The following is a 17,712-nucleotide window of genomic DNA, read 5'->3' on the forward strand; positions in this document are numbered from 1 at the left end:
CCTCGATAGGTCACGAAGAAGACCGCCCCACGACCCGAGCCTCACCCGGTCTCGCGAACACCAACACAACCCCACTTACCTGCTCCCCCGTTGCCCGGGTGAGCAGGTCGGCATACACCGACAACTGCGCCCAGTAAGCCTCCAACGTCTCCGACGTCACCGCGACGTCCGTCTTGTAGTCCACGATCACCAGTGACCCGTCGTCCTCGCGGTACACGAGGTCGGCGATGCCCTCGACCACGACGTCCCCGCTGGGCGACACTCCGGCCAACTGCATCTCCTGCCAGTGCTCACGCGCCGACGCGCGCACGACTGGCTCGGAACTGAACACCGATCTAGCCAGCAACACGAACCGGTCCAGATCGACTAGACCCGCCAAACCACCTGCAGCTCGTGCCTTCTCATCGAACGCAGAATCCAAAGCAGTATCTAGCGGCACCATCTCCACCACAGCGTGCAATGCGATCCCGAGGCCGGTCCCACTCTCCGTTGAACCGACAGCCGGTCCCACCACTTCATCCGATACCTTCGCGAACAACAGCCCAGCCGACCGGTACTCCTCCAGAACCTGCTCGTGCACAGGCAACGTCCCGTGCGCGATCTGCGTCGCCGACACCGTCGACGGCAACGACGAGGTTGCCGCCACGTGATATGTCTCAGCCTGCCACTCGTCCCAACTCTCCAACGTGCTCGCACCTGAATGTGCGCCATCTTCGACGCGAACCGGATCTATCAGGTCTGGAACCACGTTGGGAACACCGACCAGTCCGACGGCCAGCGTCTTCCCCCAACTCTGCGACGCGCCGACATATCCCGACACCGCAAGAAAACTCTCGGCCCGAGTGCAAGCCACATACAGCAGACGCACACGCTCGGCCTCCGTGTGCGCCCTCTCGATCCCCGCCACTGCCTTGTAGTCCACCGACTGCACACCCGCAGACACGTTGAGATGCATCGCCCCGTCGTCATCCCACACGACAGGCTCCGACATCGGCCGGAAGTTACCACTCATCCCCGCGACGATGACCATCGGAAACTGCAAGCCCTTCGCCGCGTGCATCGTCATGATCCGCACCGCATTGACCCCCACTTCGGGCAACACAGCCTCGGTGACGCGCGCATTCTCATCCTGCTGTGTCTGCGCCCAGTCCAGGTAGTCCCTCAGATCCCCACCGTCCTCGCCAAACCACGCATGCGCCTGATCGATGACGAACCGCAGCCGACGCCACACATCCCGATGTCGCGGTGAATCCATCGATACCTCGAACACCCGCCGATCCGCAGCGAGTCGGCTCAGCAACGCCCCAGGACTGAACAGCGCCAACTCGGACCACACCGACTTCAAGTACGCCAGTCCAGCAGCGACCGGTGAATCATCGAGCCCTACTGGCTTGTCCGACCACCACTCCCAACGGCCACCAGCTGCTTTCCATCGCAGCAGGTCGTCGTCACCACATCCGAACAGTGGCGTCCTCAGCGACGCCACCACCGCCGCCTCGTTTGCAGTGTCGGCAAGGGCTCGACATGTGGCCAGCAGGTCGTGCACTTCCTGCGTCGAATACACCAACGACGAGGCTTCGGAACGAAATTCAATGCCAGCCTTGTCGAGTGACCGCTCCAGGAACGGCAGCACCGCACGGGACGGGATCAGAATGCAAATATCACTCAGCGCGATCGGCTGGTGCGCATACTCACCGGACCGCCCGACCTCCTTCTGCCAACCCTGGTCGAGCGCGGTCGCGATGACCCGGGCAACGTCGCGTGACTCGTGCGCCCGCAACACCTGGGCGGGACTCAACAGGTGTTCGTCCTCGACCTCGTCGCCACTATCCTCGAACACGAACGGCGCTGGGCCCAGACCTCTCTCAACTGACCACTCCGGGCGGCCGGGTGCAGGATCGAGTGGGGTGTACTCGGGCTGGATGTATCCGTCAGCGGCGACCAGCATACCGAATACCGAATTGACCCAATCGAGAACAGGTTTCGTCGATCGGAAGTTCGTCGTCAACCGAACGACATCGTCAGCATCGGTCGTGTCACGCGCGGCCATGTACGACGCGATGTCAGCACGCCTGAAGCGATAGATCGACTGCTTCGGGTCCCCCACCGTGAACAAACGGCCTACCGTATCGGGGCCGTCGACGATCAACCGAGCGATCTCGAGCTGCAGCGGGTCTGTGTCTTGGAACTCGTCGAGCATGATGCGCTGGTACGAATCGTGAACACGTTGTCGAACATCCTTGTTTCGCAACACATTGCGCGCATGAACGAGCAGATCGTGAAACTCGAGCTCACCGCGGCGTTTCCGCTCGGCTGCTTCGTCGACGATGACCCGCGACAGATGATGAACAACGATCGCAAGCGCCGACGCTACATACCGCGTCCTCTCGGCAAGGACAGACTCTTTCAGCTCTTTGACTGCGGCGCGAATCTCGTTCACGCGCGCTGTACCACCGACCCAGTTCGCGCCCCTACCCCTGGAGTTACCTGGTTTCGGGAAACCATCGTCGCTCGCCAGCGCGATCCAGGCAGTCGTCGATTTGGCGCCGGCCATGTCCAATCGCCACTGCGCGACCGCCGACAACCACACTGCCAATCCGTCGGACGGGTCGCTGCAATCCGTCGCCAAGTCGACCACCTCATCCGCAGCACGCAGGAGGGTCTCGATGTCCGCGACGACCATCGTCGGCGCAGTGTCGGCGACGGTCAATCGATCCCAGCTGCGGTCCAAGGCGTCGGCGAGGGTTCGTACTTGGTCGAGTGATGCGCCGGCGCCCAGGATGATGCGCATGGCATCCGCCAGCCCGCTCGGCGATGCGCTCTCGTCGGCGAAAAGCGCAGCCCGCATTCGACGCCAGCGACGTTCGAACGACAGCTGCGAACCCATCGCGTCGACGACCGCAACCCTCGGCGGCACACCCGCTTCCAACGGATGCTCACTGACGATGCGAGCGGCGAACGAGTGCAGGGTCCCGATCGCAGCTGTGTCGATCTGCCGCATCGCCCGGTCTGCGACATCGCCTTCGAACGACGACAGGTGCGTGCGCACTCGTTCCCGAAGTTCGGCAGCGGCCTTCTCCGTGAACGTGATCGCGGCGATCCGGTCGAGCTCGATCCCGCCGTCGAGCACGAGGTGGCAGATACGCCGAACGAGCGAGTGGGTCTTGCCGCTTCCCGCGCCGGCTTCGACGAAAAGCGTTGCCGATGTGTCGATTTCGATGCGATGCCGATCGACATGGTCGACGAGCGAGTTCTCCACGGTTGCCACTCAGTCTCCGTACTTCGCGCGGTAGTCGGCCAGCTCGGGCACATCCCGCAGGCTCGACCACGCTCGTTCCAGCCCGGCAGCGCCGATGAGATCGATCAGCGGGTTCGACCAGGTACTGCCGGGTGGTCGCGGTGGAAAGTACCCGGCTCGAATCATCCTGTGTACGCGCGCAATATCTGCTTTCAATACCTCGACGGCCGCTTCGGTCAGCGGGTAGCCGATCGTTTCGTACTTCGCCTTGTGGTTGACGAACCAGTACCGCGTCTCGACGTTGTCGCCCATCGTCAACGCCAGCAGCCCGTACACGGGGAGCTGAAACTTGGTGCCGCCGTCCGTCGGCTCGGACTCGGAGAGCTTCTTGTAGTTCGTCGCTTGGCCGGACTTGTAGTCGGTGACCCTGATTCGACCGTCGGTGTGTCGATCGATCCGGTCGATCTGGCCGGCGAACGCGACCTCCTCACCGCCCAGATCGAGGAGCACTACGTCGGGTTCGACGCCGAAGTCCCGTTCGACGTGAAGCGGCGACCATCCTGCTGCGCGGTCCGCGACGTCGAGATCGAACCACTCGGCGAGCTCGCGTCGAATGGTGGCGCTGTCCTTCTCCCACAGTTGCGGTAGCCAACCGGGAGCGCCGACGCGCGCGTCGGCGAGGACCTCCTCGGAGACTGCAATCAGGTGGTCGAGCGTGGCGTCGGTCCCGTCGATCGTCGCTTGTACGTAGCGTTCCAACGACAGGTGAATCAGGTTGCCTCGCGTCAGAGGATCGAGTTGTGCTGCGTCATCAGGATCTTCGAGCACATCGACACCGAGCACCGTCTTGACGAAGAATCGGTACGGGCTGGCCACCCACTCTTCGAGCCGGCTCGTCGATACAGGGGCGTCGAAGAACGACACCGCATTCTCGATCCCGGACACGTTGCCGTTGAAGCGCGTGAAGCGGCCATTCAGTCTGTCGCTGCGCAGTTCCATTCCCGCAGCCACAACCGGGTCGTCGAGAACGGCACGACGCTCACGTGCAGCGACTTCGGCCAACGCTCGAAGTCGCCACTCGGTCGCCGACCCGGCGCCGGCTCCGATGCGATGATCCGCTGTCTGCGTCGAGACGTCGAACGACTCAACGGTGACGACCGAATCCACATCGGCCGTCTGTTTCTGCCAGTCGACGACGCCGACCTTCCGGCCCGTCAGCGCGTCCAGAGTTGGCATGAGCCAGCGCGACGGCACTTTCTCCGCTCCGCCGCGCATACTTCCTCGGGGGAAGGACACAACACGATGATTCTGTCCCGACGCGAGAGCTCCTCGAAACTGCGCATGCTGGTGCTTGAGCTCATCGGCCAGTGTCCGGCCGGTCAAGTCACTGGGCAGGAGTGGGTCTTCACGTCTCGGCGCCGGCAGGACTCCTTCTGCAGCACCCATGATCACGCAGACATCGAAGTCACGCCCGACACCCGACGCGATCGGGCCGACCGTCACCGCGGCAGTGGAGGTGCCGACAGTCTCCGACAGCGCCTCGATCCGAACCACGATCGCATTGACAATGCGCGACGGGGTGGGCGGCGGCGCAAGCGCATCCATTTCACCGACGTCGCGGCAGATTGCCGTCAGTGCAGCCACGTCTGTGGTCATCGGGTCGTCGGCGCGTTTCGATCGGGCAGTGAAGTAGCGCTCCAGCAGCGCAACGAGATGCGACGACGCGTCAGCCCACGAGTCGGCATCGGCAACTGCCTTCAGATCGCCGCGAAGTGCAGTTACCAACGCGAACAACGACTGTGCAACGACGGCATCGCGGCGGGCCTCATCCACCGTGGCCAGGCGGTCCCAATCCGCACCGCCGACGATCTTGATCTTGGCTCGGGTCAATGTCTCGACGCGCCGCAATGGCAACGACGTCCCATGGTCGTCGGACCACCGAACAGCACGTTCGGACAGAATCGACAGGAGTTCGCGTCGGGGCATCGTGGCGGTGTCGAGGTTGAGAAGTCGTAGTAGCGACCGAGCAACCGGTCGATGCCTCAGTGTGTGGCATTGCTGACCTGCGATTTGGATTCTGCTGCTTGTGAAGTGTTCGTGAATCAGCCGCAGGTACGGATCGGTGCCCGCGTAAAACACCCCGATGCGGTGACCGGGCGTGCCCGCCGCCAGGTGCTTGCGGACCACGCGGGCGATTGATCGGACTTCGTCGTCTGCGTCGGATGCATGAATGACCAGGGTCCCGAATGGCTCGACGGTGGATTCGATGACGTCACCGCGCTCCGACAGGGCACCCAGAAACTTGGCAGCGCCGGGATCCGTGGCGGTAGGCAGGAACACCACCACCTTTCCGAGCTCGTTGATCCGTTCTGTTGCGGCTGCATAGGCCTCGTGGAGCAGGTAGTGCGTGTTCGAGTGTGCCCGCGTCGCTTCGGCATGGATGCGCAGCACGTCTTGGACGAGTGGCGTGGCATTCGGCATCGACGGGCTCGCGACACTGCCGAGAGTGCGCGACGCGGCAGCCAATGCTTCGGCGGTGGTCGGTTGATCCGCGACGTTCGCGAAGACTCCCGGTTCGTTGGCGAGCACCTTCTGCACCGACGCGTCGATGTACGGGAACGGCAGTGGAAGGCGGGGTGCCAGAGCAGGACCGGCAAGCTTGTCGACGACCAGATCAAGCGTGAGGACCTGGGTATTCGCGACACCACCGTGTCTGGCCAGACACTGCAGAACGTCCCGCATCGCGCCACGGCTAGGAACGACGACTGTCACGTGGGCGAGCAGATTCCCAGCCTTCGCGCGGCCAACGGCGCTGCATAGTCGGCGAAACAGTTCTGTCTCCACCTCCCCATCTATACCGGACAGCGTGCCCGAGGTCTGGACATTGTTTTTATCAGCGGGTTGTGAACGTTACCTCGCTGCGTCCAAGTCCGGCTCCGTACTATAAGGCCTGGAATGCACCCTCACCCAGGGCTAGGCAGGCTGTTCGATCCCCAATGAACGCGTGCAGCATCACGCTGGCCTGCGAATAGCGTTCAAGTGCAACGTGTTGACGGCGTAGCGCTGCCGTGAGGCAGTGCGGCCGCGTTCTTCGCGCCGTGGCGAACAGGCAGGCGGTCGCCTACACGGCCCCAGCACAATACATTCTGCAGCGCTGATACGAAGAACGCTGCAAATGAAACTTGCAATCCTTTACGAATCACTGTTGCGTGTCATCATGAATCCGAGAAGGGACGACGCGACCAAGAGAAGACCGCCAACGAACACCAACCAAAGACCCCAGCCTATGTCCGCGTTGAAAATTCCACGAGAGAGTTCAACTGACCCATTTACTACCCTGATTATGGCGACAACTGCGACTACGACCGTGACTCCACCTGCGGCAGAAGCCAAATCGAAATACCACCGCCGCCTGTGGATATACCTCGTTAGAACGGCGACTCCCGCAACAACCGCAGCAGCAAGCGTAAACCGGCCATCCCCCTCTATGCCATTCCTAGAATAAATGCGAACGACCGCCCAAGGACCAAAGCTACCGACGGCGACCAGTACGGTCGAAATCGTCGCAGCAACCAGTGCAACCCTTTCCGCTCGAAGTTCCACACCGGTCAGGCCATCCTCGTAGACGCTCGACATGTGTTGCTGCCTCCATTGCCTCTAGCCTCGGGCTTTCACGCAGGTAGGTGCTGCGCGTCGGATAAGAAGAATGGTGCTCTGAGCTGGAAGAATTCGACTTACCACAGTTGAAGTTCGTCCAGTTCGAGGAGCACCATTCTGGTGAGCAAGTCTACGTCGTCGTACCCCACTCTGTCCGTCGATGCCACCGGAGCCGGGGTCGTGTCGCATGCCGGAGCGGTGACGCTGCTCCGCACCGCCGAAGTCACCGGACTCACCACAGCGTTATCGGAGTCTTTGTCATCGTGGCGGAAACCGTTGGCGCAGTTCGATCCCGGTAAGATCATCACCGACCTCGCGGTGTCCGTGACTCTCGGTGGGGACTGCCTCGCCGACATCGCGACTCTGCGTGAGCACACCGCCGTGTTCGGGAAGGTGCCCTCCGACCCGACCGTGTCGCGGCTGATGGCCGTGTTGGCCGCTGATGCACCCTCCGTGCTCACTGCCATCGACACCGCCCGAGCATCCGCCCGCGCTACGGCGTGGGGGCACGCTGGTGAACGCGCGCCCGATCACGACATCACCGCACAGCATCCGATTGTCATCGACCTCGACGCCACCCTCGTCGCCGCGCACTCCGAGAAGGAATCTGCGGCTCCGACCTACAAACGCGGATTCGGATTTCACCCACTGTTGGCGTTCGTGGACCACGGAATCGACGGGACCGGTGAACCCGTCGCAGCGTTGCTGCGACCTGGCAACGCCGGGGCCAATACTGCGGACGATCACATCGCAGTCACTCGGAAAGCATTGGCGCAGTCGCCGAACGTACACATCGCCCGACCAGGGAAGAAGGTCCTCGTCCGCACCGACGGCGCCGGAGCCAGCCACAAGTACCTGACCTGGCTGCACAAGCGAGGAGTGTCGTATTCGATCGGGTTCGGGCTCACCGAGGCGATGGTCACCGCCCTGGCCGGCGTTCCCGACAGTGCATGGTCAGTCGCTGTCGACGCCGCCGAAAAAGTCCGTGACGGCGCCTGGGTCATCGACGCCACCGGCATCCTCGACCTCACGACGTGGCCGACCGGAATGCGCGTCATCATCAGAAAAGAGCGCCCGCACCCCGGCGCCCAGTTGCGGTTCACCGACTCCGACGGTCTTCGATTGACGGCGTTCGCCACCAACACAATGCGCGGCCAGGTGCAGGATCTCGAACTGCGGCACCGTCGCCGCGCCCGCTGCGAGGACCGTATCCGCTCCGCGAAGGACAGCGGGCTGACCAATCTCCCGCTGCATGGATTCGATCAGAACCGCATCTGGTTAGCGATCGTGCAGCTCGCCCTGGATTTGATGGCGTGGACTCAGATGCTCGGCTTCACCGACCACGAAGCACGCAAGTGGGAACCGAAACGTGCTCGACTACGCCTGTTCTCGATCGCCGGACGCATCACGAACCACGCGCGCCGCGTCGTCCTGAAGTTGTCGAAGACCGCGACATGGTCGACCCTCGTCGTCACCGCATTGACCCGGCTGGCGGCGCTACCCGCGCCCGACTGACCGCACTTCACCCGACCCGACGACCCCGAAAGAACCCCCCCACCTCAGGCTGTGGACCCAAGCGCCGCCGATCGACATCGGCCGCATCGTCGTGCACCGACGAACTCGAAGCACCATCTCGACCCGCTCAGGCCAGCACATCACCAGGAAGAAAGATCGAGGCTAACCTGGCCGCCATTGCAGCTGCCGCGCATGCTGCAACGTCCTCGGGACCGCTCGACGAGCGCACTCGTGCAGAATCAAACGTTGCTGGAGTCCTGTTGCTGCGACTACGGTTCGTACTCAGAATTTACCCTCGCCATATCAATCCGAACATATCGCCACACCTATTACAGGAAGCACAACTATCGCCGGACAACAAGAGCCACGTATAGTTAATCGATCGAGACATCTTTGGCGAAGCCCTCGAACGTAGGCCGATGGAGCGTTGACAGAGAATTGATCAGCCCAATAAATAGTGGCACCGATCGAGCAACACTGTCATTCGAAATTCTGCTTCTTGAGAATGAAGTATCTAACTGCTGCGATAGGGAAAGCATCATGTCAATTATTGGTCGCCATATTACACCGCCGGCCGCCGGAGATATGTTATCAGTAAATTTTAGATCTACTTTATTGGGAATTGGCTTCCCCAAGATCGTTTCCATGCTTTGCGCGATAACATGCACCAACAGGTAATTTGAACCTTTTTTGTTCAAAAATTCAAGACTTTTTTCTTCAGCGGATGTCTGGGGAGCCTCAACGTTTTTCCTCTTTGCTTCCAGCGATAGCTTCCGTTCGTTGATTTCATTCAGCAAGGAATAGCAAAATACAATATGCCTGGCAGACGTTCGATCGGTGAAAATCAGACGATAGCTCTTTTCATTGGTCCAGAGATCCGACTTTTTGTCGTAGGCGGTAACCGGATCACCATGAAAAGCGGCAAGAGATTGACCCACCGTGTAAGACGGAAGAGTAAATTTGCTGCGCTTAATTGCATCACTAGACCCACCTCGTCGGCCACCCTCATACTCTGCATCCGGGATAGCCTGAAATTCAATTCTTAAGCGCTCTTGGATCTGATCAGTACTCCTGAAATCTGCCGCTTGAATTCGATTCTGCGAATTATTGTACCGCACTACGCCTTCAATTAAAGATTCGCGATCCGATTTAACAAACCGAATTGGAACCTGCAAATCAGGGTTTGGCGCATCTTTCAGACTTCCGATCGACCCGGTGGTTTGCGCGCCATTTACGATCGATATTCCAGTAATCTTCAATGATCTTTTGCCACGTGCACGTCGCCCTACTTCATAGTCCAGAACCAAGGCCGTGATCCCATTGTTGAAAACATAAAAGTCACTCGGGGATTCTTGCGCCGTGCGTTTTATTCCGTTATTTATGTTTGAATCACTCTCTCGAGATCCTAAGTATCCGCGTAGATTAGCGGAGAAAAGGTTGGTACCGTGCTCGCTGTAGAGAGAATGGAGCCAATCACCTCGAACAGTGGTGACTATGGATTTCCAGTCTTCTTGAATTAGCTCAACAGCGTCTGGAATTGTTGTTTGAAATTGGTCAGTAACGATAACGGTGCGCGCAGCCTGAGCGTAAAGCTTCTCCAACTCGCTGTCGCCAATCTCCTCCGCGAAGATGTTTATTTCGCTTCCACCCTTGTAACTGGAGAACGCATTACGAGCGGTTTTTTCTACTACATCGAGCTCGTCGCGCACATTTTTGGATGAAGGTAGGTTGTGGACGTACCATATGTGAAATTGCCGAATCGAACCGGCCTCGACTGCTGATCGGAGTTCGTCTGCGCGTCCCTTCAATCCTTCGGGAAGTCGATCGAGATCCTCCGTCAGCAACCACGAGAGTGCGGCGTTGAGGTCTGAGGCCTTGTTGGCCGGAGCGGATGCCCGCATCTTCGATGACAGATAACATTGGCCTAATACCGCGATTTCACGTTCTTTATCGACATATAGAACATCGCATTTTTTGTCATCCCCTCCCCCGGTGATTGACTCAGTTGCAACGGTAAGCAGATCATCCAGCCCGAAGCGGAGGTTAAGAGCAAAAACGCCGATCGAGTCGTCGCTAAGGTTGTAGTCGGCTCGAATCACGTCGAATGCACTCCGCCAACTCGACCCGGGCTTCTTCGCAATCATTGCACTCCTTCATAGCTCGTAAGTTCGGTCGACACTACATCACCGCTCTTCAAGTTCGGCCCTAACTAACCGTTCAATTTTGAACCGAACCTTGAATCCCCGTAAGTCCGCCGGCGTTCATTCAACAATATAAGCAAGAGTTCTAGCAGCTTCCCGCTCCAACGATTTCAACCCCCGCTTTTCAAGACTCTCGATGACCATGCGCTTGAGGTTCATCTCCGCCGCCACCTGCGACACCGTCCGCGGCTTCGCCCCGTCGATCCCGTACCGCCGGATCAACACCGATGCCTCTCGCACATCGATGGCAGCTATGCAGCGCAGAATGCCGTCGAGCTGATCCGGCGTCCCGTACTGCGCCTCCGACAGAATCTCTTTGACCGTCCGAGTCCTCGCCGCGGATGCCGTCGTCGGCACCATCTTGGACTGTGGAATCACGATCGGATCGATCGGCGTCGGTTCCACCGGAGGCTTCGGCAGAATCGGCGCCGACTGATCCAACCAACTCGCCAACACCGCACCCGCATCAGCCAGATCGACGTCCACGACCCCCGCGGCCACACCCGTCAACTCATCCAAAAACGCCTCATGCGCCCCCAGAGACGGATCCTCGTTCGTCCCCGCCACATACATGATCACGAACGCCGCAGGCCGACCATCAGGCTTCAGCCGCAGAATCCGACCCATCCGCTGAATCATCTGCCGCTTAGACGAACTCGACGCGATGATCACCCCGACATCCACCGCCGGCACATCGATACCCTCATCCAGCACCCGCGGCGCCACCAAGCTCCTCAGCTCACCAGCCCGGAACTGCTTCAGAATCCGCGTCCGACCCACCCGATCCAGATGACTCGAATACTGATGCGCCGCAACCCCACCAGCCTTGAGCACCTCAGCACCCTTCGCCGCAGACTCCTTCGTCTCCGAGAACACGATCGACCGTTCCGACTTCGCCAACCCCGGCGTGATCGCAGCCAACGCCTGCAGCTTGCCCTCACAGTCCGCCAGCAACGCCCGCCTCTTACTGAACGCCGACAGATACCTGCTTGCCACCCGACTCGCCGGCAGATGCCGCTCCTTGCTCAGGTCTACTGCGTTCTTCATGAACTCACCGAACGGCTCAGCAGCACAGCCATAGTCGTCGATCAACGTGTTACGCAGCGACTTCGCCTTCTCGTCCAGATCCTGGAACTTCGACGCCTCCTCCGCGGAGAACGGCACCGCGACCGTCATCACCCGCACCGGGGCGAGTATCCCGTCACGTCTCCCCCGCGCTGCGTCGCACCCCTTGACCAGGTTCTCGAAGTACGGCATCAGATGCGTGTCGACCCCGTCGTCCTGACGCTCCAACGTCGCCGTCAACCCGAGCCGCTCCTCGAACCGATTGATCAACACCTTCGCGAACGAACCCGCCCCGTAACGATGCACCTCGTCCGCCACCAACAGCGCACCCGTACGCGGCATCGGCGCACCAGGACGGATCGCCGACTGAATCGTCGTGATCAACACGTCGTACTGCCGGAACGTGTCGTTGTGCCCGTTCCCGCGTCGCCCGATCCGCACACTCGGCAACGCCTTCACCATCGCCGTGTACCACTGCTCGAGCAGATCGATACTCGGCACCACCACCAACACCTGACGACCACGACTCACCGAATCCAGCGTCGCCGCCAAACCCACATGTGTCTTCCCGGTGCCGGTGACCGCCTCGACGATCGCCCGATACCCGTTCGACACCCATGCATCGAAGGCTTCCCTCTGCCACTCCCGCAGCCCCTCGGACCGCGTCGCCACCTGCGTCATAACGTCAACCCCTGCGGCCGCACCCATTCCTCCACACCATCGCGTTTACGTCTGACCAGCTTTCGAGTCACAACCAAGTCAGCCAACAACTGATCCGCCTTTGTCCCCGACAATCCCGTCACCCGCTGACACCGCTCCAACGTCAACGGCGCATTCGGGCGCGCCGCGGCAATCGCGATCTCTCGCGCACCCGCCCACGACGCCACCGGAAGTGCATCCAATTCGGCTTGCAGTGAACGACTTCCGGACACACCCGCCGGCTCAACGACAACACCCGATGTACGACGCTTTCGCGGCATCGCATCCGGCGTCGGAGCAGGCGGTCTCTTCTTCGACGCTCTCAGCGCTTCGTCGCGGGATTTGATCTCCGCGAGCGCTTCCTGGACGGCCTCCGGCGTGACCTCGCAGTCCTCTACGGTCTTCGCGACGGAGAACTTGTTCCGCTTCTGCGAATAGCGAATGGCCGCAATGAGATCCTCACGCGGCATCGCCCGAACCGGCTCCGGTAGGAGCTCGACTGCATCATCGACGTCGTCGAGCTCACCATCGGCGTCTTCATGGGGTTCGTCGTCGACCTGCTCCTCGGCGGTCTCGATGACCTCCGGCAGCGGCGCGAGCTCGACTTCGACGATCTGCGAGGGTGCGGGCGCTTCGACGGTGACGAGTTCGACTGCTTCCTCGTCGGCTTCGGCGCCTTCGGGGTCACGCACCAGCGCGATCGGCGTCCACGTCGAGTTGCCCGATCCTTCGACGGCCACCTCGACCTCGCCCTGCAGGATGCCGACCGAATCCAGCAATTCGGTGACGGTGTCGAGGACCCGATCCCGGTCGAGCGCGAAGTCCGACGCCCGAATCCGGTGGAACAGCCATCCGCAGCGCCTGAGCTCGAACTCGCGTTCCATGCGGTCCAGCAGCTCGTATGCATCGACGGCGCTGTCGTCATCGCATTCGATCGCAACGCGGACGGCGGCACCGGTGACGACCAGGTCGATGGTCATCTCGTTGACGTCGACGCGCGGGTTGACGTGGTAGCCGCGCTCCTGCAGCGCGAGGAAGACCTGCTGTTCGAACAGCGATCCGAAGTCCGGATGCGGTGCCGTCGGAGAGACTGGATCGGGCATCGCGGGAACCGGGACCGTCGGCGCGGCCTCGACGTAGGACAGGAGCGAGCATCGTAGATCGGTGGCCGACAGGCTGTCCGCTGCCACGGAGTGGAACAGCCACAGCTGATCTCGTGCACGAGTGGCCGCGACATTGAAGCGTCGCTTGAACATGTCCGTCGTCAACGCCTTCGACGACGACCCCGGCGCAATGACCATCGACAGGAACATCACGTCGCGCTCGTCGCCTTGGAAGTCCGGCGGAGTGCCGACGCGGATGCGTCGCTCGTCGATCTGCTCGGACGGCACACGCTCGAAAATCAGCGACCGGATCAGATCCGCCTGCGCCGCCCCCTGGAGGACGACGACGCCGAAGGTCTTGTCCTCGTAGTCCGGCTCGGCGAGGCACAGAGCGAGCTGGTCGACGAGTGCGTTCGCCTCGGCGGTGTTGCTCAGGCGCGTGCTCGAACCGGAGGTGACCGCGTCTTCTACGAACGTACTGCGCAGCGGCGCAAGCCGATCCGCTCCGAACTGCCGCACCGGAACGAGCGGTTGGTCACCGTAGAACTGGGTCGACGACCATTGGATGATCTCCGGCATGGATCGGTAGTGCTCACGCAGTCGCACGGCGTCGCCGAATCGAGTGCGCAGCATCGAGAACAGACTCGACCTCGGGGTGAGCGTCATGCGCGTCGTGATCGGCACGTCCGGGAGGAAGTAGTCGAGGCGGTCGATGACGGATTCGAGGGTGTAGTTCTGGATCGACGCCGGGGCACATTGCTTGTCGTCGCCGACGACGATGACGCGCGGCGCCAACCACATCAGAAACATGCTGGTGATCTCGGCCTGGCTGGCCTCGTCGACGATAACGACGTCGAATGCGTTCTGCTGCGGCGGAATCGACGACAGCACCTGCGCAATCGGCATCACCCACGCCGGTACCACCGTCTGGGCATCCTTCATCGCTGCCCGCGCCGCGACGCGGTACCGCTGCGCGAGGCTGCTGGTGCCGAGGCCTGCGTTGGACATGTTCTCCTGATACGCCCGCAGTGCGGTGACCTCGCGACTCGTCATGCGCTGCAGGCATTGCTGCCACGCCTGCTCGGCCGCGAGCTGCGCCGTCAGGGAGGAGATTTCGTCGTCGAGGGCGTCGAGTTCGGCGTCGAGATCATCGTTCTGGTCGGGCTGCTGCGCGGCCTCGATCGACTGCCTGGTCCAGCGCCACGCCCACGCCCGAGCGAATGTGCCTGCAAGAGTGGACCAGTCGGTGGTCGTGTCCTCGGACAGGCTGCGTGCAAGGGAGGGCGCATGCTCGGCCAACGCGTCGAGCAGAGCAGTGTTGTTGTTTCCGGGCTCGGCGTAGGCGACGAGGCGCTCGTAGCTGTCGATGTCGCCGGCTCTGACGGCGTCGGCGAGACCGTCGGGCAGCGTCGTGTCGGAAGACAGTCGCGTTACGAGGTCGCCCAGCTCGTCACGCGCGGTAGAGGCGTCGGAGCGGTCGGTGAGCGCCGAGATGTCATCGGCGAGAGTTACTGCGTCGGCGAGCGTCGACACCTGAGGCAGGGACGGGATGAACGCGCCGAGGGAGGCGACGAGCTCGTCGCGCGCAGTCGCGATACTGCCCGTGGCGAGCACCTGGTTCCACACGATGTGGAGGGTGTTGACCTGCTGTTCGCGACTGTCGGCGGGATCGATGGGCAGTTCGATGCCGATGCCGCGCAACAGGTGTGCGGCGTCGTCGACCGCGACGAGGGCGCGGATGTGGTTGGTGACGAGTCGGAGTTCGGCGGCCTGGGTCGCGTCGGTGCCGTCGACGGTTGCCCGTGCATCGAGCTTGTCGACGACGCCGTGCTCGTGGGGCGTGCGGAGCCAGCGCATGGTGTCGAACGGGCCGCTCTCGTAGAGCTTGGCCAGAGCGTCGAACGCGTTGAGCGCCTGTCGGCTCGAGACCTGCGTGCTCACCTGGTGCGAGCCGACCGCGGCATCGGCGCTGATGGCGACCGACAACATGGCCGACACCGTCTGCGCGCGCGACCACAACGTCCCGAGCGCGCCGGAGAGAATGCCGTCGGCCAGGGAGGTGTAGTGCGGGCCGAACGATTCGATAGCGCGAGCCCGGTCTGTCAGCGTCTGCGCCGACGGCAGGATGTAGTGGAGCTGAGCGGGATCGATGTCGTCGAAGATCGTGCCCGACGCGGCCCCCGCGCGAGCGCACAGCGATCGGACCTCCTCGGCTGTGGGGAGGCTCGATCCGGGAGCGGCGTCGGTGAACAGCGAGGCGAAGGCGGCGTCGTCCAATGGCGGGGCCTCGGTGTGGAGAGGTCCAGGGATCCAGCCGAGTTGGCTCTGCTGCGAGTTGAGCGTGGTGACGATCGCCGCAAGGGTTCCGGAGTACTGAGGGGAGAGGGTGTGGGTCTCGGCTTCCGAGGACCGAGCGAGTTGCATCTGCAGTTTCAGTTTGTAGCGGCGCTCTTTGGTGCCCATCCGCTTGGCTGCGAGGGTGCGGATGGTGCGGGTGGACTCGGTGGCGTCGAACGCGGCTTTGCGGGTGGCGATGGTGGAGACGCTCTCGTCGAGCTCGGCCGATCCCCCGCGTGCCATGTCGGTCACCGATACGCAGAGGTCCTGGAGTTCGGCGGGCAGTTTGTCCTTCAGAACGCGCAGCGCCTGGGCCTTCTCGCTGGTGACGAGGATGCGCTGGCCCTGAGCCATCAACGCGGACATCAGGTTTGCGATGGTGTGGGTCTTGCCGGTGCCGGGAGGGCCTTCGACGACGACGCCTGTGTCGTTCATGACGCGGTTGTAGATGCCGGCCTGGGCGCGATTGGCGGGGAGCGGGAAGAGCGGCTCGGCGCTGGGAGTGTCGCTGACGTGGGATTCGAGCCAGTCGCGGCGGGTGTTGTCGTCGTGAGTCTCGACGAGCTGTGCGAGCCCGACCGGCACAGGTGCACCGGCGTCCAGCGCCGCGAGCATGGCCTCGTAGTACGACGCGAGTGCGAACGCGCCTCGCTTGCGCAGCACGAGAGCCGGGGACATGCGGAGAGTGTCGGCGGAGGAGCCGACGGGTTTGTCATGATCGGCGATGACGGTCAGTGGCTGCTTCAGCGCCGAGCTGGCCCACTGCCCGAGCAGTCCCGGGATGTCCGCGGACAGCGACGACGTGACGAGCTCGGCAAGGCTGCGATGGAGGGCTTTCGACCCCGCGCGGTCGAAGCCTTCGAGGTCGAGAAGGACCTGCACGTCTTCGAGACGCGGGCTGCTGGCGGGCGCGACGGTGACGATCAGATCGCCGGTCGAGTCCTCTCGGCTGATACTCGCCTGCTGAGTGATGAGGTGCGTAGCGATCCGCTGGCCGCCGACCGTGGCGTCGAGGTAGCCGGATGCGATGACGAGTTCGAGGGACTCGGGTTGGGTGCCGAGGTCGTGGAGCATGAGGTCGACGGAGCGGAAGAGCTCTGCGAACGGACGGCGTTCACGGTCCTCCAGGGACCATTCGGTCCAGGTGGGTAGCCACGCCTCGAACTGGGTCCTGGCGCCCGCGGGGGCCTGCTGCCTCAGCGCGGGTGGGGTGACGGTCTCGTCGACCCAGATCTCGAGCACCGCCGGAAGACCAGGCGGCTGTTCGATGCTCGTGCGCGGGATACGAACCGCCACATCCCCGGGGGCGACGTCGGTGTTGACGTCGAGGGACCTGGCGTCGTCGAACAGCCACTCCACGCGGGCCTCGCCGCCGTACTGGCGAATCGGCTTGGACTGAGCGCCCACAGTCTCGCGAAGAAACTCGAGCAGACGACGTACGCGTCCACGCAACTCGCCGTCATCCACTGCCGCCACCGGATCCTCACATCTCGAACTCACCTGAACAGCCCTCAACCTATAGGGGTTGGGTGACACGGTCCGATGGCGATTCGGCAGCGCGAGATTGCACAGAGTCGGATTGTGGGACGAAACAGCCTCTATCTGCGAATTTCTCGGGTATCAACAGCTCAGATCACAGACTTGACACCCACAAGTCCGTCAAAGTTCATTCGTTCGAATGAACAGTGGCGCGAGCCAGCCGGGCCTTGCCGTTGAACTGCTCCTCTGCCTCACCCCTCCGGCCCCGATAACCCAGCCCATCGCCTTACATCACAGCGAGTATCTCGAACGACTGGAAATCCGCAGGTCATCTGCAGTTACACCGATCATGTGTGGACCATGCAATGCCTTGCCCCTGCCCCGGTTGTGACCTCGATCCTGGAAGGTCAATACAAGA

The 17,712-nt window shown here is 62.1% G+C and carries 7 protein-coding genes; 1 reads left to right on the forward strand and 6 read right to left on the reverse strand.

Annotated elements, in window-relative coordinates; all coding sequences use genetic code 11:
- Positions 1-10: 10 nt before the first annotated feature.
- The 3 genes from RY1_RS13635 to RY1_RS13645 form a co-directional block, all read right to left on the reverse strand.
- Positions 11-3,268, reverse strand: a complete 3,258-nt coding sequence (locus RY1_RS13635; protein ID WP_245819653.1) for a UvrD-helicase domain-containing protein — start codon at positions 3,266-3,268, stop codon at positions 11-13.
- Positions 3,269-5,980, reverse strand: coding sequence for a PD-(D/E)XK nuclease family protein (locus tag RY1_RS13640; protein WP_084727411.1), 2,712 nt, complete (start codon positions 5,978-5,980; stop codon positions 3,269-3,271).
- A gap of 450 nt (positions 5,981-6,430) precedes the next feature.
- On the reverse strand, positions 6,431-6,874 hold the full coding sequence (locus RY1_RS13645) for a hypothetical protein (protein WP_072804116.1): 444 nt from the start codon (positions 6,872-6,874) through the stop codon (positions 6,431-6,433).
- A 141-nt stretch (positions 6,875-7,015) separates the two neighbouring features.
- Between RY1_RS13645 and RY1_RS13650 the strand changes: the two genes are divergently transcribed.
- Complete coding sequence (locus tag RY1_RS13650) at positions 7,016-8,410, forward strand: IS1380 family transposase (protein ID WP_072804117.1); 1,395 nt, start codon at positions 7,016-7,018, stop codon at positions 8,408-8,410.
- Positions 8,411-8,784: 374 nt separating this feature from the next.
- Here RY1_RS13650 and RY1_RS13655 read toward each other — a convergent pair whose 3' ends face one another.
- The 3 genes from RY1_RS13655 to RY1_RS13665 form a co-directional block, all read right to left on the reverse strand.
- Positions 8,785-10,554, reverse strand: coding sequence for an AIPR family protein (locus RY1_RS13655; RefSeq protein WP_084727412.1), 1,770 nt, complete (start codon positions 10,552-10,554; stop codon positions 8,785-8,787).
- A gap of 117 nt (positions 10,555-10,671) precedes the next feature.
- The gene (locus RY1_RS13660) at positions 10,672-12,357 is read right to left on the reverse strand and encodes a DEAD/DEAH box helicase family protein (protein WP_169914700.1); all 1,686 of its coding nucleotides are present in this window, start codon (positions 12,355-12,357) and stop codon (positions 10,672-10,674) included.
- Positions 12,354-17,291, reverse strand: coding sequence for a PDDEXK-like endonuclease domain-containing protein (locus tag RY1_RS13665; RefSeq protein WP_072804119.1), 4,938 nt, complete (start codon positions 17,289-17,291; stop codon positions 12,354-12,356). Before RY1_RS13665 ends, RY1_RS13660 begins: the two co-directional genes overlap by 4 nt.
- Positions 17,292-17,712: the final 421 nt, after the last annotated feature.

The sequence above is a fragment of the Rhodococcus yunnanensis NBRC 103083 genome (assembly GCF_001895005.1).
Classification (GTDB): Bacteria; Actinomycetota; Actinomycetes; order Mycobacteriales; family Mycobacteriaceae; genus Rhodococcoides; species Rhodococcoides yunnanense.